Annotated in this window: 18 protein-coding genes; 12 read left to right on the top strand and 6 right to left on the bottom strand. The window is 64.0% G+C overall.

The genetic code is table 11. From position 1 onward, the window contains the following. Positions 1-27: 27 nt before the first annotated feature. Together Q4543_RS03720 and Q4543_RS03715 are read left to right on the top strand one after the other, a co-directional pair. Positions 28-933, top strand: a complete 906-nt coding sequence (locus tag Q4543_RS03720; protein ID WP_303436409.1) for a fructose bisphosphate aldolase — start codon at positions 28-30, stop codon at positions 931-933. Positions 934-1,159: 226 nt separating this feature from the next. After that, positions 1,160-1,414: a hypothetical protein gene (locus Q4543_RS03715; RefSeq protein ID WP_303436408.1), complete on the top strand. Its 255-nt coding sequence runs from the start codon at positions 1,160-1,162 to the stop codon at positions 1,412-1,414. A 1-nt stretch (position 1,415) separates the two neighbouring features. Here Q4543_RS03715 and Q4543_RS03710 read toward each other — a convergent pair whose 3' ends face one another. Together Q4543_RS03710 and ssb are read right to left on the bottom strand one after the other, a co-directional pair. Beyond that, complete coding sequence (locus Q4543_RS03710) at positions 1,416-2,036, bottom strand: YitT family protein (protein WP_303436407.1); 621 nt, start codon at positions 2,034-2,036, stop codon at positions 1,416-1,418. A gap of 98 nt (positions 2,037-2,134) precedes the next feature. Beyond that, positions 2,135-2,662, bottom strand: a complete 528-nt coding sequence (gene ssb, locus Q4543_RS03705) for a single-stranded DNA-binding protein (RefSeq protein ID WP_303436406.1) — start codon at positions 2,660-2,662, stop codon at positions 2,135-2,137. Between the two features lie 244 nt (positions 2,663-2,906). Between ssb and Q4543_RS03700 the strand changes: the two genes are divergently transcribed. Both Q4543_RS03700 and Q4543_RS03695 read left to right on the top strand, forming a co-directional pair. Then, positions 2,907-3,524: a lytic transglycosylase domain-containing protein gene (locus tag Q4543_RS03700; protein WP_303436405.1), complete on the top strand. Its 618-nt coding sequence runs from the start codon at positions 2,907-2,909 to the stop codon at positions 3,522-3,524. Between the two features lie 101 nt (positions 3,525-3,625). Beyond that, positions 3,626-4,759 carry a cytochrome-c peroxidase gene (locus Q4543_RS03695; RefSeq protein WP_303436404.1) on the top strand — a complete coding sequence of 378 codons (1,134 nt, stop codon included), beginning with the start codon at positions 3,626-3,628 and terminating at the stop codon, positions 4,757-4,759. Here the strand turns inward: Q4543_RS03695 and Q4543_RS03690 are convergent. Both Q4543_RS03690 and miaA read right to left on the bottom strand, forming a co-directional pair. Beyond that, positions 4,756-6,420 carry an ABC transporter substrate-binding protein gene (locus Q4543_RS03690; RefSeq protein WP_303436403.1) on the bottom strand — a complete coding sequence of 555 codons (1,665 nt, stop codon included), beginning with the start codon at positions 6,418-6,420 and terminating at the stop codon, positions 4,756-4,758. The two genes, Q4543_RS03695 and Q4543_RS03690, sit on opposite strands and share 4 nt — an antisense overlap. A 333-nt stretch (positions 6,421-6,753) precedes the next feature. After that, the gene (gene miaA / locus Q4543_RS03685; protein WP_303436445.1) at positions 6,754-7,641 is read right to left on the bottom strand and encodes a tRNA (adenosine(37)-N6)-dimethylallyltransferase MiaA; all 888 of its coding nucleotides are present in this window, start codon (positions 7,639-7,641) and stop codon (positions 6,754-6,756) included. A 112-nt stretch (positions 7,642-7,753) separates the two neighbouring features. On the opposite strand from miaA, the gene pyrH reads away from it, so the two are divergent. After that, positions 7,754-8,479 carry a UMP kinase gene (gene pyrH, locus Q4543_RS03680; protein WP_216004820.1) on the top strand — a complete coding sequence of 242 codons (726 nt, stop codon included), beginning with the start codon at positions 7,754-7,756 and terminating at the stop codon, positions 8,477-8,479. Positions 8,480-8,566: 87 nt separating this feature from the next. Here pyrH and Q4543_RS03675 read toward each other — a convergent pair whose 3' ends face one another. Continuing rightward, positions 8,567-9,919, bottom strand: coding sequence for a TrkH family potassium uptake protein (locus tag Q4543_RS03675; RefSeq protein ID WP_303436402.1), 1,353 nt, complete (start codon positions 9,917-9,919; stop codon positions 8,567-8,569). 9 nt (positions 9,920-9,928) lie between these two features. Next, complete coding sequence (locus tag Q4543_RS03670) at positions 9,929-10,591, bottom strand: TrkA family potassium uptake protein (RefSeq protein WP_303436400.1); 663 nt, start codon at positions 10,589-10,591, stop codon at positions 9,929-9,931. A 149-nt stretch (positions 10,592-10,740) separates the two neighbouring features. Here Q4543_RS03670 and frr point away from each other — a divergent pair, with 149 nt between their 5' ends. From frr to bamA, 7 genes are all read left to right on the top strand, one after another. Next, the gene (gene frr, locus Q4543_RS03665; protein ID WP_216004823.1) at positions 10,741-11,304 is read left to right on the top strand and encodes a ribosome recycling factor; all 564 of its coding nucleotides are present in this window, start codon (positions 10,741-10,743) and stop codon (positions 11,302-11,304) included. 35 nt (positions 11,305-11,339) lie between these two features. Then, complete coding sequence (locus Q4543_RS03660) at positions 11,340-12,065, top strand: isoprenyl transferase (protein ID WP_303436399.1); 726 nt, start codon at positions 11,340-11,342, stop codon at positions 12,063-12,065. Then, complete coding sequence (locus Q4543_RS03655; protein ID WP_303436398.1) at positions 12,062-12,850, top strand: phosphatidate cytidylyltransferase; 789 nt, start codon at positions 12,062-12,064, stop codon at positions 12,848-12,850. Before Q4543_RS03660 ends, Q4543_RS03655 begins: the two co-directional genes overlap by 4 nt. After that, positions 12,847-14,013, top strand: coding sequence for a 1-deoxy-D-xylulose-5-phosphate reductoisomerase (gene dxr / locus Q4543_RS03650; protein WP_303436397.1), 1,167 nt, complete (start codon positions 12,847-12,849; stop codon positions 14,011-14,013). The genes Q4543_RS03655 and dxr overlap by 4 nt, the downstream gene beginning before the upstream one ends. A gap of 33 nt (positions 14,014-14,046) precedes the next feature. Then, on the top strand, positions 14,047-15,375 hold the full coding sequence (rseP, locus tag Q4543_RS03645; RefSeq protein ID WP_303436396.1) for an RIP metalloprotease RseP: 1,329 nt from the start codon (positions 14,047-14,049) through the stop codon (positions 15,373-15,375). A 124-nt stretch (positions 15,376-15,499) separates the two neighbouring features. Next, positions 15,500-15,625, top strand: coding sequence for a hypothetical protein (locus Q4543_RS03640; protein WP_303436395.1), 126 nt, complete (start codon positions 15,500-15,502; stop codon positions 15,623-15,625). A gap of 136 nt (positions 15,626-15,761) precedes the next feature. Next, positions 15,762-18,137, top strand: coding sequence for an outer membrane protein assembly factor BamA (gene bamA, locus Q4543_RS03635; protein WP_303436394.1), 2,376 nt, complete (start codon positions 15,762-15,764; stop codon positions 18,135-18,137).

Here is an 18,137-nt window from a genome sequence, read left to right as displayed (position 1 = left end):
CAATTTCCGCACGGGAGAGGGATCTTCATGGCCCAGGATAAAGCTGTGTTCGCAAAGCAGAAAGCTCAGATGCAAACGGGCGGGGGCTTCATTGCGGCGCTCGACCAGTCGGGGGGATCGACCCCCAAGGCGCTGCTGCAATACGGCGTCGAGGAAAGCGAGTATTCCGGCGAAGCCGAGATGTACGGCGAGATCCACAAGATGCGCACCCGGATCATCACCGCCCCCGATTTCACCAATGCCAAGGTGCTCGGTGCGATCCTGTTCGAGCGCACCATGCGCGCTGAAATCGAAGGCATGCCCTCGGCGCAGTATCTCTGGGAAAAGCGCGGCGTGGTGCCGTTTCTCAAGATCGACAAGGGCCTTGCCGAAAAGGCAAACGGCGTGCAGCTGATGAAGCCGATGCCCGGACTCGAAGAGTTGCTGACCGAGGCCGCGCAGGAATTCGGCATCTTCGGCACCAAAGAGCGTTCGGTGATCTTCGAAGCCGATGCCGTCGGTATCAAGGCGGTGGTCGAGCAGCAGCTTGAAGTCGGCAAGATGGTGGTCGCGGCCGGCATGGTGCCGATCCTCGAGCCCGAGGTTGACATCAACGCCCCCGCCAAGGCCGAGGCCGAAGAGATCCTCAAGGCCGAATTGCTTGCCGCGCTCGACACGCTGCCCGAAGGCGACGACGTGATGATCAAGCTGACCATCCCGAACGTGCCCGGCCTGTATGACGCGCTGGCCGACCACCCGCGCTGTGTGCGCGTCGTGGCGCTGTCGGGTGGCTATACCACCGATGACGCCTGCGCGCGCCTGTTCAAACAGCCCAAGATGATCGCCTCGTTCAGCCGCGCGCTGGCCGAAGGCCTGTCGAAAAAGCAATCGGACGAGGATTTCAACGCGCTGCTCGGCAGCAACATCGACAAGATCTATCAGGCCTCGCTGTAAGCGCGCCATTTCAAACAGCTTCGAAAGGCCCGGCATTGCGCCGGGCCTTTTGCGTCTTGCAGGCAAGCTTTGCGCGCTTGCTTGCCGATGCCTGCCTTGCGCATAGGCGATCTGCTGCCGGTGCTGCGGTCGCGGGCAGGTTTGCCATGGTTCTCGCCCCACCGGATCTGATATTCAGCGGAACGCTGATCGCGGTCAACGCGGCGTACAGGCTAGGGAAATCGACATGAAGGGACGACTAGCGGCAGCCGCCGCGCTGGGGCTGATGGCCTCTTTCGCCATCGCCGGAGACTGGGTCGGGCTGGACGCCGACGCCAATCACGATGGCACGCTCACCATGCTTGAGGTGATGAGGGCATGGCCCGAGGTGTCGACCGATGATTTCATGCGGATGGACACCGATGGTGACGGGCTTCTGGATGCGGGCGAATTGACAGCGGCCCGGTCCAAGGGCGCGCTCGAGACGACCTGGGCGATCTGATCTAGCTGCGGGCGACGTAGCGGTCGCGGCGGTGGTTCATGATGATCAACAGGTTGAGGATGACCGCGCCCAGCAGCGACCACAGGACCTGTTGCCAGTCGAACAGGAACAGCGCCACGGTGAACACGCTCAGATCGAAGCCAAGCTGGATATGCCCGGCCTTGATGCCGCGCGTGTCCTGAAGCCACAGCGCCACAACCCCGATGCCGCCCAGCGTCGCCCCGTGCCGGAACAGCGACAGCAGGCCGATGCCCGCCAGTATTCCCGACAGCGACGCGCCCAGCGCCGGGTGCAGGTGGTTGATGGTCAGCAGATGCGGCAGGGCATCGGCCATGGTCGACATCAGCGCCACGGCGAAGAAGCTCTTGATGGTAAAGCGCCAGCCAAGCTGGCGCACCGCCAGCACATAGAACGGCAGGTTCAGCGCAAAGAAGATCGCACCGAAGGGCAGGCCGGTCGGATAGCTCAGCACCAGTGCCAGCCCGGCGATCTGCCCGGTAAACAGCTCGGACGCCCGCAGGAATTGAATCGCCAGCGCCACCAGGGTCGTACCGATGACGATGGCCGCGAGGTCTTCCCAGAGCGAATGCCGGTCCGGGGGCGGGGTCTGAAGCAATTGCATGTGTCAGGGCATGCCGCGCCGCGGCGTGCCGGTCAAGGGCACAGGCGACGTGGGCATGAAAAAGGCCCGGCCTCGATAGGAGCGCCGGGCCTTGATGCTTAAAACGGGATCTCGTCGTCGAGATCGCGCGACGGGGCGCTGCGGCCACCGCCGCCAGAGCCACTGCCGCCACCGTAGCCGCCGCCACCGCCGTAGCCTTCGTCGCGGCCACCGCCGTAGCTTTCACGACCGCCGCCCGAGCCGCCGCCGAAATCACCGCCGCCGCCGCCGCCCTGACGGCTGTCGAGCAGCGTCAGTTCCGAACGGAAGGGGCGCAGCACGACCTCGGTCGAATAGCGATCCTGCCCGGACTGGTCCTGCCACTTGCGGGTTTCCAGCTGGCCCTCGATATAGACCTTGCTGCCCTTGCGCAGATACTGCTCGGCAATGCGCGCCAGCGGCTCCGAGAAGATCGCGACCGAATGCCATTCGGTGCGCTCCCGGCGTTCGCCGGTGTTCTTGTCTTTCCACGTCTCGGAGGTAGCAATGCGCAGGTTGCAGACCTTGCCACCGTTCTGAAAGCTGCGCACCTCGGGGTCGGCCCCGAGATTGCCCACCAAGATCACCTTGTTCACCGATCCGGCCATGTCCGTCCTCTCTGGATTGCTTCGATTCTGTTCCCTTGCGGGGGTTCCTGAAGGGTTACATCGCGCCGCTGAAAATCGCCACCGCATCCTGTCCGAAACCTGTTCAACACAGCGGCGGCGGGTTTCTGCCCGTCCTGCGCCTCTGGGGTAGCGAAAAAGCGCCTGCGGCTGTAGGCTCCGACCAAAAGGGAGAGCGAAGGCCAGCGCGCCTTCGGACTGGGACACGCGGGGACGAGGCTGGCTCATGTTGACATTGGCACGCAAGGCGCTGCCTGCACTGGTAATTTGTGCGGGAACGGCGGGGTTGGCGCAGGCCGAGACGATCTCGACCAAGAACCGGGTGATGCTGTTTCGCCAACAGACCGGGGTTCTGGACAACCGCGCATCGGAACAATACCGCAGCTCGGTGCGGCTTCAGCCGCCCTCGGTGGTTACGCCCACGAAATGGGGGCCAATGGGCGCAGACGAGGGCCGCACGCCGGTTTATCGCGGCGGCTACAACGGGCCTTACGTCGATCTGGCCCGCATCGCGGCCCGGCGGCACGGCGTACCCGAAGACCTGTTCCTGCGCCTCGTGAAGCAGGAATCGAACTGGAATGCCAAGGCCAAGTCGCACAAGGGCGCGCTTGGCCTTGCCCAGCTGATGCCGTTCACCGCCAAAGCTCTTGGGGTCGATCCGCTCGACCCGGCGCAGAACCTTGACGGCGGGGCGCGGTATCTCAAGCAGCAATATCTGACATTCGGCTCGTGGCGGCTGGCGCTGGCGGCGTATAACGCCGGGCCGGGCGCGGTGGAAAAGCATGGCGGCGTGCCGCCTTACCGCGAAACCCGAAATTATGTGAAAACCATCTGGGGCAGCTGAGTATCGGGGTTATCCCGAGCGAAAACGTCGGGCAATTTGACCAAGGGCAACGGGTGGGGTAAAGCCGCGCCTATCCTCGTTCCCAACCAGAAGACGCCAAGATGAAAGCCGCCCCCATCCTTGCCGCAACCGTGATCGCCGCATTGGCGGCAGGGCTTGGCGCCTCGGCGCCGGTGGGCGCGCCCGATGACATCACGGCGCTTGGCGAGCGATTGTTCTTTGATACCAACCTGTCGGCCAACCGGACGCAAAGCTGCGCCAGCTGCCATGAGCCAGCGCGCGCTTTTTCCGATCCGCGCGGGGCGGCGTCTCCGGGCGACGATGGCGTCTCGCTAGGCGATCGCAACGCGCCCACCGCCACCTATGCCCAGTTCATTCCCGAATTCGCCCCCGACGCAGAGGGCGACTGGGTTGGCGGGCTGTTCCATGACGGGCGGGCCGGCACGCTCGAGTCGCAGGCAGGCGCTCCACCGCTCAACCCGATCGAGATGGGGATGCCGGACAAGGCTGCCGTGGTGGCGCGGCTGCGCGAAAACCCCGATTACGTCGATGCCTTTGCGGCGCTGTTCGGCGCGGGCGTGCTGGAGGATACCGACAGCGGCTTTGACGCGATGACCCGCGCCATCGCCGCCTATGAGCGCACGCCGGAGTTCTCGCCCTTCGATTCGAAATACGACCGGTTTCTGCGAGGCGAGGCCGAACTGACCAAGCAGGAGGATCTTGGTCGCCTGCTGTTCTTTTCGCAGCAATTCACCAATTGCCGGGAATGCCACCAGCTGCGCCAGAGCGCCATGGACCCCGAAGAGACCTTTTCCGATTATCGCTACTACAACCTTGGGGTGCCCGAAAACCGCGCCTTGCGCGAGAGCAACGGCGTTACCGTAACGGATGGCGGGTTGGCGCAAAATCCCGGCGTATCGGCGGCGGCAGACACGCAGGGGCGCTATCGCACCCCGACATTGCGCAACGTGGCGGTGACCGGGCCGTATATGCACAACGGCGTGTTCGAGGATCTGCGCACGGTGATCCTGTTCTACAACACCTACAACACCCGCAACGAAAAGCGAAAGATCAATCCCGAAACCGGCGCGCCCTTTGCCGCGCCCGAAGTGGCGCAGAACATCGCCATGGACGAGCTGACCGAAGGGCCGGCGCTTGACGATCAGCGCATCGATGCGCTGGTGGCGTTTCTCAAGACGCTGACCGATGCGCGCTACGAGGATCTTCTGGATTAGGGGCGCAGGCCCAGCTTGTAGAGGTGGATTTCAAAGGCGGGGTGCATCTCGGCGCCGGTGACGCCGGGGCGGACATGGCGATAGAGCGAGCGCCAGTAGGGCTGCACGATCACCGCATCCTGTTGCAGCATCGCTTCGAGCCGGGCCATGATATCGCGCCGGGCCTCGGCCTCGGCAATGCCAAGCGCTTCGCCCACCAGAACGTCGAAGTCATGGTTGGCATAACCGCTTTCGTTCCACGGCTCGCCGCTGCGATAGGCCAGCGCCAGCATCTGGATGCCAAGGGGGCGGTGATTCCATTCGGTGATCGACAGCGGATAGCTTTTCCACTCGGCCCAGAACCGCGCGCCGGGCAGCACCGTGCGTTTCACCTTCAGCCCGGCGTCGCGCAGCATCGCGGCGCAGGCATCGCCGGTGCGCATGGTCAGCCCGTCATCAAGGGTGACCAGCTCATGTGCAAAGTCCTCCATGCCCGCCTCGACCATGAGCGCCAGCGCGGCATCGGGATCATAGGCTGTCGGGCCGATGGCGGCATAGTCGGGATGCACCGGAGCGACGTGATGGTTTTCTGCCACGATGCCATGACCGCTATAGCCCAGTTCAAGCGCGATCTCATTGTCGATGGCCAGCTGGATCGCCTTGCGCACGCGCGCGTCGGCATAGGGCGCGCGGCCATCCAGCTTGGCGATCTGACTGCCGCGCAGCACCACGGTCGAGCCGGTGGTGACCTCGGAGCGCTGCCAGCCGAGGGCATCGGCGAGCGCAATGAAATCGCCGATGTTTTCATACATCATGTCGATTTCGCCCGCCTCGGCGGCGGCAAGCCAACTGGCCGGATCGGTGCCGTAATCGATGAATTCGATGGCATCGAGCGTCGCCCCGCCAAAGCCTTCGGTCCGCGCCCCCCACCAGTCGTGGTTGGTGTTGCGCACCAGCAGCGCGCGCACGCCGGGGTCGAGCGCCTCGGGCAGATAGGGGCCGGTGCCAAGCGGATTGTCGAGCATGGTCAGCGGGTCGTGATTGGCATGGACCACGGCGGCGGGATAATCCGACAGGCCGACCATCAGCGCCACGTCGGGGCTTTGCAGCGTCAGCGTCACGGTCAGCGGATCGATCACCGTTACCGCGCCATCGCGCAGCTGCCCGGTGTCGTGATCGACCAGCGACACCAGCCGCCCGGCCATGGAATTGCCCGCGACCTCGCGGTCGCACCAATAGCGGAACATCCGAGCCACATCTTCGGCGGTGAAGGCGTCGCCATTGTTCCAGCGCACACCGGGGCGCAGATGCAGCGTGTAGGTCAACGCGTCGTCGCTGACCTCCCAGCGATCAAGCAGCATGCCGCGCACGCTGCCATCGCTGTTGTATTCGACCAGATATTCCAGCCAGCCGCGGTAGATATTGGCAATCTCGGACCAGTCGGCGGTGCGCGGATCCTTGAGCGCGCGCACCTCCATCTGGATGCGCAGGGTGGTGCCCTCGGTCTCGGCAGTTTCATCGGCGCGGGCCGGGGCGGGCAGGCCGCCAAGCGCATAGGCCCCCGCCACGGGCACCCCAAGCGCGGTGACCCGCGTCAGGAATTCGCGCCGGGTCAGCCGCCCCTCGGCCAATTCGCGCGCGTGCAGCTGCGCGAGGGGATGTCGGGGCTGCGGAAGCGACATGGGGCTGTCCTTTCTTGCAGGGGCTCGGCCCCCTGCACGGCGACATGAAAGACAAAGGCGGCCACCGGGCGCAAGGCTTTTCGCCGTGAACAATTGTGTCAGTTGCGATGGCCGGGCCGCGCGGGAGGGCGACGGCCCGATTACTGACCGGCCGGTGTGGCGGCGGATGACGCAGGGGACACAAGGCAGGCTGTGAAACCCGCGCCTTTGCGCGATGCGGCTCGGATCGGATCGGTCAGCAGGCGCGCGCTCGGCCCTGCGTGAGCCAGATCAGCCTATTCGTGCAGCTGGCATCCCATTCGGGCAGCTGCCCCTGCGAGCGGACGCGGGCAGTTAAGCGAGATCCGCCGGGCACAGGCGCGGCCACGCCCCCATGCGGGCGCGGAACCAGCTGCGCTGGCGCTTGGCGAACTGGCGGGTCAGGGTCGTGGCGCGCCGGCTCGCCTCGTCCAGCGGGATCTCGCCGCGCAGATGGGCGATCAGCTCGGCCGCGCCGATGGCCTTGGCCGAAGGCAGCGTCGGCGACCATGTGGCGAGGTTGGCCCGCGCCTCGTCCAGCGCGCCAGCCTTGAGCATGGCCTCGAAACGGCCCTCGATTCGCGGGGTCAGCCAGTCCTTGGGCGCATCGAAAAGGATGGGCTGTGCTTCGGCCAGCGGCAGGCGCGGCGGCGGGGTGGCTTGCTGCCACTCGGCGATGCCACGCCCGGTGGCGCGCAGAACCTCCCATGCCCGCTGAACGCGCATCGGGTTGGCGGTATCGATTCGCGCCCGCGACGCAGAATCGAGCTCGGCCACCATGTCCGGCAGCGCGTCCGCAGCGAGCCGCGCCATCGCTTCGGCGCGAATCTGTGGCGGGGTGGGCGGTATTTCGGCCAGTCCTTCGGTCAGGGCGGTGAAATAAAGCCCGGTGCCGCCGGTGATGATCAGCCGCGTGCCCTGCGCCAGAAGCGGATCGAGATCGCGCAACCATGCGCCCACGGAATAGGCAATCTGTCCCGGCACATGGCCATAAAGTTCATGCCGGGCCAGCGCCTCGTCTTGTGCAGAGGGGCGCGCCGTCAGGATGCGCCAGTCGGAAAACACCTGCAATGCATCGGCATTGACAACAATACCGCCTGCCAGATCGGCTATTTTCAGCGCCAACGCCGATTTTCCCGACGCAGTCGGTCCGGCGATCAGAACGTGGCGGTCCGGATCGGGGGCCGCGCGCATTGCGGCCATGGTCAGCTTGTCAGCCAAGGGCGGTCCTCTTGCGGTGTCAGCCGTTGCAGCTGGCGGGGATTTCCGCCACATATGGCCGCGATCCTACCCCCTGCGAACGACGGAGCGCAACATGACCCAAGCCCCCCAGACCACCTTCAAACGGGTTATGCTGAAAATCTCTGGAGAGGCCCTTATGGGCGACCAGGGCTACGGGCTGCATCCGCCCACCGTCGAGCGCATCGCCTCCGAGGTGAAATCGGTGCAGGAGATGGGCGTCGAGATCTGCATGGTGATCGGCGGCGGCAACATCTTTCGCGGCCTTGCCGGATCGGCTCAGGGCATGGAACGCACCACCGCCGATTACATGGGCATGCTGGCAACGGTGATGAACGCGCTGGCGATGCAATCGGCGCTGGAAGAACAGGGGGTCTATACCCGGGTGATCTCGGCGATCCGCATGGACGAGGTGGCCGAGCCCTATATTCGCCGCCGCGCCGTGCGTCACCTGGAGAAAAAGCGGGTCTGCATCTTTGCCGCCGGGACCGGCAACCCGTATTTCACCACCGACACGGCGGCCACGCTGCGCGCCAACGAGATGGCCTGCGAGGCGATCTTCAAGGGCACCAAGGTGGATGGCATCTACGACAAGGATCCGGCCAAGCACACTGATGCGGTGCGCTACGACCGGGTGAGCTATGACGATGTGCTGATCAAGAACCTCAAGGTGATGGATGCGTCGGCAATCGCGCTGGCGCGGGACAACAAGCTGCCCATCATCGTGTTCTCGCTGGACGAGCCGGGCGGTTTCCGGGGCATTCTGGCCGGGCAGGGCACCTATACCGAAGTGCATCCCTGAATGCGGGCGTGGCAGGGGGGCGCTGCCCCCCGCGCAAGGCGCTCCCCCCGGGATATTTGAGGCCAGAAGAAGGCAGGACGCTGCGCCTTATCCGAGGTGCACGCGGCCCTCGGGGAAGCGCACCAGCGGCGCCGAGCGGGTGGCGAGGAAATAGCCCAGCGTCAGCGGGCCGACACGGCCGATGAACATTATGACGGCGATCACCGTCCGGCCGGATTCGCTCAGATCGTCGGTGAAGCCGCGCGACAGGCCAACGGTGCCGAAGGCAGAGGCGACTTCGAAGCTGACATCGAGGAAATGGCCTTCGTGGGTTGCGGCGAGCACGAAGACGCCGATGAAGCACAGCACCACGCTGATCGCCGTCAGCGCCATCACCTTGAGCACTTCGATGAGGCCGATCGAGCGCCCGAAAGCATTGAGCTGGGTGCGGCGCTGAAAGAAGGCGATAGTGGCAAGGCACATCACCACGAAGGTGGTCACTTTGATGCCGCCCGCTGTCGAGGTGGGGCCGCCGCCGATCAGCATCATCGAGATCATCATCAGCGCGGTGCTGTCATGGATATGGGCGATATCGACGGTGTTGAACCCGGCGGTGCGGGTGGTCACGCCCTGAAACCACGATGCCCAGAGCCGGGTTTCGGTGCTGTCAATCGCGCCGAGGGTGTGGGGGTTGTGCCATTCGAGCAAGGCAAAGCCGCCACAGCCCAGCAGGATCAGTGCCACGGTGCCGGTGAGCATGATCTTGGTGTGCAGTGAAAATGCGCTCCAGCGGCGCAAGCGGACGATGTCGTCGATCACCACATAACCGATACCACCGACAATGAAGAGCGCCGGGATCACCGTATTGACGATGCGATCCCCGGCGAAGGGCACCAGCCCGTTGGAAAACGTGCTGAACCCAGCGTTGTTGAAGGCCGAGACCGAGTGGAACAGCGCCGACCACAGGCCATCCCACCAGCCCAGCTGTGGCACGAAGCTGATGCACAGCAGGGCCGCGCCGAGCAGCTCGCAGATGAGGACCACCTGAAAGATCCGGCGCACCAGCGCCATCAGCCGGGCCAGCGAGCTTTGGTTCAGCTCTTCGCGCAGATAGATCTGCCCGGTGATGCCCAGCGGCACCCGCAGCGCCGCCAGCACCAGCACGGCGAAGGTCATCAGGCCCAGCCCGCCGAGCTGGATCAGCACCATCAGCACCGCTTCGCCGAACAGGGTGAAGCGCACACCCAAGTCGAACACCGCAAGGCCGGTCACGGTCACTGCCGAAGCGGCGGTGAAGAACGCATCCGACCAGCTGATCGGTGTGGTTGTCGACAGGTCGAGCTTGAACAGCAAGCCGCCCAGCAGGATAAGCATCGCATAGAGCGCCGCAAGGCTCAGCGGCGGCGACAGGTACAGCAGCTTGCGCAGCAGCCGGTTGCGGGCATGTCGTTTCAGCGCCATCGCCGGTCTTCAGAGAGCATCGCCAAAGGCGCGCAGATCAGCACGCTTACCAAGGATGACCAGCCGGTCATCGCATTTCATCGGGCGGTCGGGGTCTTCGCAAGGAATGAATTCGGTGCCGCGCATCATGCCCAGCAAGCGCAGTCCGCGCTCCGCGGTGATGCGCAGCTTTGCGGCGCTGACTCCGTCGTACCGTTCGGGCAGCACCACGTTGACCACGCTGTAACCATTGCCAAGGGTCATGTAATCCTGAATCGACGGGTTGTTGAGCATCTGCGCGGTGTGGCGCCCCATCTCCTGTTCGGGAAGGATAACCCGGTCGACGCCGAGCTTGGACAGGATCCGGTGGTGGGGGCGGTTCATCGCCTTGACCCAGATCGTCTTGAGCCCGAGCAGCTTCAGGTTCATGGTCGTGAGGATCGAGGCCTCGATATTTGTGCCAATGGCCACCAGCGCGGCGCCGTAGCGGTCGACACCGGCCTCGCGCAGGGCGGCCTCGTCGGTGCTGTCGAGAATCGCCGAAGAGGTCAGCGTGTCGGCCAGCCGCGACACCAGCTTTTCGTTGGCATCGATTCCCATCACGTGATTGCCGAACCGCAGCAGTTCCTGGGCGACGGTGGTGCCAAAGGCGCCAAGGCCGATGACGACGAATTTGGTGTCGGGGCGCGCCAAGCGGGCTCTCCTTTGTGTCGCGAACCGGTGCGACGGTATTCCCGCGCGGGACGGAGTTCAAGCGCACCCCCGGCTAGTGGCTATACATCCGTTACGTCCTGCCTTAGAAAGCGCGACGAAAGACAAACACCTGAGCGGGCAGACCAATCATGTCAGAAGATTTCGAACTCGATACCGACGACCTCAAGCGTCGCATGGATGGCGCCATTGCAAACCTGCGCACGGAATTCGCATCGCTTCGCACCGGGCGGGCTTCTGCCTCGATGCTTGAACCGGTTCAGGTTGATGCCTATGGGCAGATGACGCCGATCAACCAGGTCGGCACCGTCAACGTGCCCGAGCCGCGCATGGTCACCATCAACGTCTGGGACAAGGGCCTTGTGAACAAGGTCGAAAAGGCGATCCGCGAGTCGGGTCTGGGGATCAATCCGCAGATGAACGGCACGATCATCATGCTGCCGATTCCCGAGCTGAACGAGGAACGCCGCCGCGAGCTGACCAAGGTTGCAGGGCATTACGCCGAAAGCGCGCGGGTCTCTGTGCGCAATGTGCGCCGTGAAGGCATGGACCGGATCAAGAAGGCCAAGGCCGACGGTCTGGCCGAGGACGACCAGAAGTTCTGGGAATCCGAAGTGCAGGACCTGACAGACACCTACATCAAGAAGGTGGACGCCGCGCTCGAGACCAAGCAGGAAGAAATCATGCAGGTCTGAAGACCTGCATGACACCCGAAGGAGGGGCCAGTCGCATGCCCAAGCCGATCCGCGATGGCGCCGGACCGCGCCACGTTGCCGTCATCATGGACGGCAACGGCCGATGGGCGCAACGCCGGGGCCGGCCACGGCTCTTTGGCCACCATGCTGGCGCCAAGCGGGTGCGCGAGATCGTCGAGGCTTGCCCGGATGTCGGGGTCAAATACCTGACGATTTTCGCCTTTTCGACCGAGAACTGGAAGCGCACCCAATCCGAGGTGGCCGGGCTGATGAGCCTGTTCCGGCGCTACATCACCAAGGAAGCCCGCGGACTCAAGGAAGAGAACGTGCAGGTGCGCTTCATCGGTGACCGGGTCAAGCTGGACAATAAGCTGATCAAGCTGATGGACGAGCTTGAACTGCTGACCTCGAACTGCACCGGGGTCAACCTGACCATCGCCATCAACTACGGCGGCCGCGACGAGGTCGCGCGCGCGACCAAGCGCCTTGCCCAGGACGTTGCGGCGGGCAAGCTCGATCCCAACGAGGTGAACGAGGAAACGCTGCCGAAATACCTTGATACCTGCGTGCTGCCCGACCCCGATCTGGTGATCCGCACCAGCGGCGAGGCGCGGATCTCGAATTTCCTTCTGTGGCAATCGGCCTATGCCGAATACGAGTTCATCGATACCCTGTGGCCCGATTTCGGGGCCGAGGAATTTTCGCGGCTCGTCAATGCCTATGGCACCCGCGAACGCCGCTACGGAGGAGTAAAGGCATGAGCGCATCGCGCTGGACGGATCTGCGCCCGAGGGTGATCTCGGCCGCCGTGCTGATCGGGGTTGCGCTGGTCGCGGTCTGGATCGGCGGCTTTGTGTGGCGCGCCGTCATCTCGCTGGCCTGTGGCCTGATGGTGTGGGAACTGGTGCGCATGGTGGACACCGCGCGCGACAAGTCGGCGCCCTTGCTGGCCATCGTCGCCGGGGTCTGCGCGCTGGCCACCGCCTACCTGCCGCCAGCTTTCGCGCTGCCGCTGCTGCTGCTGCCCTCGATGGCGGGCTTTGGCCGGATGGAGCGGGGCGGCGTGACCTATGCGGTGTTTACCGCGCTGATCCTGCTGGCGGGCTATGGCTTCATGAAGCTGCGCGCCGATTTCGGTCTGGTCTGGATGTTGTGGCTGGTCTGCGTGGTGGTGATCACCGATGTGGGGGGCTATTTCGCCGGGCGGATGATCGGCGGGCCGAAGCTGTGGCCGCGCGTTTCGCCCAAGAAAACATGGTCGGGCGCTGTTGCGGGCTGGATCGGGGCCGGGATCGTCGGGCTGGTCTTTGCTGGCACGACTCGCGCCGGTGTCGGCCTCATGGGGGTGTCTATCGCGATTTCCATGGCCAGCCAGATCGGCGACATGGCGGAAAGCACCGTCAAGCGCCGGGCAGGGGTCAAGGACAGCTCGAACCTGTTGCCGGGCCACGGCGGGCTGCTCGACCGGTTCGACGGGATGCTGGGCGCAGCGCTGTTCCTGCTGATCGCAGGACAGATCGTGGATTTCCCGCCGGGGCTTGAATGAGACGCATTTCGATCTTCGGAGCCACCGGCTCGATCGGACAGAACACCATCGATCTGATTGCCCGCGAGCCCGATGCCTATGACATCGTGGCGCTGAGCGGTGGGCGCAATGTCGTGCAGTTGGCGCATGATGCGCGCAAGCTGGGCGCGCAGATCGCCGTGTGCGCCGATGAGACCTGCCTTGCCGAGCTGCGCGAGCTTCTTGCCGGAACCGGCATCGAGACCGCCGCGGGCGAGACCGCGCTGATCGAGGCGGCGCAGCGGCCCGCCGACTGGGTGATGTCGGCGATTGTTGGCGCGGCCGGGCTTGCGCCGGGGCTCGAGGCGCTGAAGACCGGGGCGACGCTGGCGCTGGCCAACAAGGAAAGCATGGTCTGCGCCGGGCCGCTGGTGATGCAGACCGCGCGCGCCCATGGTGCTGCCGTCCTGCCCGTCGACAGCGAGCACAGCGCGGTGTTTCAGGCGCTGGTGGGCGAGGATCTTGCCGCCGTCGAGCGGGTGATCATCACCGCCAGTGGCGGGGCGTTTCGGGATTGGCCGCTGGACCGGCTGGCCAGCGCAACCCCCGAACAGGCCGCGACCCACCCCAATTGGGACATGGGCCAGCGCATCACCATCGATTCCGCGTCGATGTTCAACAAGGCGCTGGAGGTCATTGAAACAAAAGAGTTCTTTGACATAGATCCAAGCCTGATCGAGGTCGTGGTGCACCCGGAATCCATGATACACGCGCTGGTCGGGTTCAACGACGGCGCGTTGATGGCGCATGTCGGCCCACCCGACATGCGCCACGCTATCGGCTATGCCCTGCACCATCCGGCGCGCCGGGCGTTGCCGGTCGAACGGCTCGACCTTGTCAAGCTTGGCGCGCTGACCTTTCGCGCCGCCTGCGAGACCCGCTGGCCGGCGCTGCGCCTCGCCCGCGAGGTGATGGCCGAGGGCGGACTGTCGGGCGCGGTGTTCAACGCCGCCAAGGAGCGCGCGCTGGATGCGTTTATCGCAAAACGGATCGGCTTTACTGGCATGGCGCATGTCGTCGAACAAACACTGAATCGTGTTTCGGCGCAAAACGGCCTCATTCACGCCGGGATGAGCCTTGATAACGTGCGTGCGGTTGACCATCTCGCCCGGGAGACCGCCGACATGATCATGCTGCAAAACTAAGAAAAAGGGGCAGGACTTTTGGACATCGCGCAGATGAGCTCGGACTTCGGGGGGCTGCTGTTCACCCTTGTCTTCTTCGTGATCGCCTTGTCGGTGATCGTCGCGATCCATGAATACGGCCATTACATCGTCGGACGCTGGACGGGCATCGAGGCAGATGTGTTCTCGATTGGCTTCGGGCCGGTGATCTGGTCGCGCGTGGACAAGCGGGGCACCAGATGGCAGGTCGCGGCGCTTCCCTTTGGCGGTTACGTGAAATTTCGCGGCGATTCCAATGCCTCGGGCGGGGCCGACGAAGATGCCTTGGCCGGCATGAGCGATGAGGAATTGCGCCACACCATGAACGGTGCGCCGCTTTGGGCGCGGTCGGCCACGGTGGCCGCCGGTCCGATGTTCAACTTCGCGCTGTCGATCCTTGTCTTCACGCTGCTGTTCACCTTTCAGGGCAAGGTCAGCGAACCCTTCGCGGTGGGCGAGCTGCGCGCGCTGCCCATTGCGCAAGAGTTGCGCACCGGCGATGTGATCTTGCAGATCGACGGTCAGCCGCTGCCGGGCTTTGACGACCCGGAAGCCTATGACGAATTCATGAAGGCGCTGCCTTATCAGCCGGTTCTGCCCTACACCGTCGAACGCGATGGTGCGCGCATGGTGGTGGATGGGCCCTATGTCTATCCGCCGCTGGTCAGTCAGGTGGTGCCACGCTCTGCCGCCTATGAGGCCGGGCTCGAACCGGGCGACACCATCCTCAACATCAACGGCACACGCGCCTTTGCCTTTTCCCAGCTCAAGGAGGTGGTCGAAGCCTCCGAAGGCGCACCGGTCGATCTGACCATCTGGCGCGATGGCGAGACCTTCGACGTGGTGATGACCCCGAAACGCACCGACGAGCCGCTGCCCGATGGCGGGTTTCAGGCGGTGTACCGGATCGGCATCGTCGGCGACATGGCGTTCCACCCGGCCACCACCATGATGAACCCCGCCGAGGCCGCATGGGGCGGGGTCAAGCGCACATGGGGCATCGTCACCGGCTCGCTGTCTGGGCTGGGCCACATGATCGCGGGCAATATCTCGTCGTGCAACCTGTCGGGACCGATTGGCATTGCCCAGACCTCGGGCGCGATGGCCAGTCAGGGCGGCACCAGCTTCATCACCTTCATTGCGGTGCTCTCGACGGCGGTCGGGCTGCTGAACCTGTTCCCGGTGCCAGTGCTCGACGGCGGGCATCTTGTGTTCCACGCTTGGGAAGCCGTGACCGGCAAGCCGCCGTCGGACCGCGCGCTGAATGTCGCGATGTCGATCGGGCTGGCGCTGATTCTGGGGCTGATGGTTTTCGCGCTCAGCAACGATCTGTTCTGCCCGTAACTCTGGCCGCGACGGATCTGCAAAAGGGGGCGCATCTGGCGCCCCTTTTTTCGTGAACGCCAGAATTCAGCCTTATTTTATTGCTATAATTGCAGCAGACACCAACAACGATGGGGTTATGCTCATGCAAACCATCCAGAGCGGATATCGCGGCCTCAACCTGCTGTTCAACCTCAACACGGACCGGTTGCTTTTTGTCATCGCCATTCCGGCTGCGCTGTTTCTCGGCGCCTGGCTTGGTTCGATGTAAGGCCCGCGAACTGCGCCACCCGATGCAGGGACGGCGCAGTTCGCGTTTCGATTGGCAAACGCCTCTCTAACGTTTTGACACGTCCTTCCGATGCCTTTACTCACGTAAAAAAAATACGGCGGAGTGGATTGGTGGCATGACCTACGGGCGTGAAGGGGCAACCCCCCTGCGTGGTATGCGCAAATTTTCGAATGGGTTCAGAAAAGGCGTATCGCTGGCGGCCCTGTCGGTTGCCTTTTCGGTCGCCGTGACGGCGCTTCCAGACGCTGCGGATGCGCAGACCTTTGCCTTTGGCAACGTGCAGATCGAAGGCAATGAGCGGATCGAAGCCGGGACCATCCTGAGCTATGCGGGCATTGCGCGCGGTGAATCCGTCAGCGCCGCAGAACTGAACGATGCCTACCAGCGCATTGTCGCCTCGGGCCTGTTCGAGACGGTCGAGATCCTGCCGCAGGGCGGCACGCTGGTGATCAAGGTTGTCGAATATCCCACCGTCAATGTCGTCGCCTTCGAAGGCAACAGCCGCATCAAGGACGATGACCTTGCGCCGCTGGTGCGCAGTCAGGGTCGGCGCGTCTACAACCCTCGCATCGCCGAGGAAGACGCCGCCGCCATCGCCAATGCCTATGTGCAGCAAGGCCGGATTTCGGCGCGGGTGACGCCCAAGCTGATCAAGCGCTCCGACAACCGCGTCGATCTTGTGTACGAGATCTTTGAAGGCGGCGTGACCGAGGTCGAGCGCATCGGCTTTGTCGGCAACCAAGCCTATTCCGATGGCCGCCTTCGCCGGGTGCTGGAAACCAAGCAGGCTGGCCTGCTGCGGGCGCTGATCCGCTCGGACACGTTCATCACCGACCGCATCGCCTTTGACCGCCAGTTGCTGCAGGATTTCTACGCCTCGCGCGGCTATGTCGATTTCCGCATCACCGGGGTGAATGCCGAACTGTCGGCAGAGCGCGACGCCTATTTCGTCACCTTCAACGTCGAGGAAGGCCAGTCCTTCGATGTCGGCGCGGTCAGGGTCGAATCCGATCTGCCCGAGGTCGATATTGCGAAATTCACCTCGGCGCTGAAGCTCAAACCGGGCCAGACCTATTCGCCCTCCGCAATCGACACGGCGATCGCCCGTCTCGAACGGCTCACCGTGCAGGAGGGGCTGCAATTCGTGCGGATCGAACCGCAGATCAGCCGCAACGACCGCGACCTGACGCTTGACGTGACTTTCCAGCTGACCCGCGGCGAGCGGATCTTTGTCGAACGCATCGACATCGAGGGCAACACCACGACGCTCGACCGGGTGATCCGTCGCCAGTTCGACACCGCCGAGGGCGATCCGTTCAACCCGCGCGCCATCCGCGAAGCGGCAGAGCGCATCCGGGCGCTTGGCTATTTCACCACCGCCGAGGTCAATGCCCGTGAGGGATCAAGCCCGCAGCAGGTGGTCGTTGACGTCAACGTCGAGGAAAAGCCCACCGGCGCGATCAGCTTTGGCGGGTCTTATTCCACGTCCAGCGGCTTTGGTGCGGCAATCTCGTTCAGCGAGCAGAACTTCCTTGGCCGCGGCCAGAAGCTGTCGCTGGGCGTCAACACCGCCAGTTCGAGCCAAGCCTACAGCTTCAACTTCACCGAACCGTATTTCCTTGGCCGTGACGTGTCGTTCGGTCTGGGGCTGAACTACACCGAGACCGACAGCTACTATTCGGTCTACGACACCGCCAAGGGGGCCTTCCGCCCGTCCATCGGCTTTGCACTGTCGGATCAGCAGCGCCTGTCGCTGCGCTACACCTACGATTACAACGAGATCACCGACTCGGATTCGGACGAGATCGGGCAGGTGATCACGGCTGAAGAGGACGAGGCGGCACAGTTCGAAAGCTCGATCGGCTATACCTACAGCTACGACAGCCGCCGTACGGGTCTGAACCCGAACGCGGGCGTCTTGCTGGAATTCGGGCAGGATTTCGGCGGGGTCGGGGGCGATACCACCTTCATCAAGACCAACCTGCGCGCCATCGCGCAGACCAAGATCTGGAACGAGGAAGTCACCCTGCGCGCGTCCTTCGAGGCGGGTAACGTGAATTACACCAGCGGCGAAAGCCGGGTGACCACGCGCTTCCTGCTGAGCGACACCACGATGCGTGGCTTTGAATACGGCGGCATCGGCCCACGCGAATACGACGAAAGCAGCGATGTCGACGACTCGCTGGGCGGCAACAACTTCGCTGTCGCGCGTTTCGAGGCGGAATTCCCGCTGGGTCTGCCCGAGGAATACGGCATCTCCGGGGGCTTGTTCTACGACATTGGCTCGGTCTGGGGGCTGTCGGATTCGACAAGCTCGAAAACCACGAACGATATCCTCTATACCGATTTCAGCGCGCGCCATGTGATCGGCGTTTCGGTGCTGTGGGATTCGATCCTTGGTCCGCTCCGGCTGAACTTTTCGAAAGCTCTCAAGAAAGAAGACTACGACGAGGAAGAGAACTTCAGCTTCGCGATCTCGACCGAGTTCTGA

The sequence above is a fragment of the Salipiger sp. 1_MG-2023 genome (genome assembly GCF_030547555.1).
In the GTDB taxonomy this organism is placed as follows: domain Bacteria; phylum Pseudomonadota; class Alphaproteobacteria; order Rhodobacterales; family Rhodobacteraceae; genus Salipiger.
This window is presented reverse-complemented; position numbering and strand designations above follow the sequence as displayed.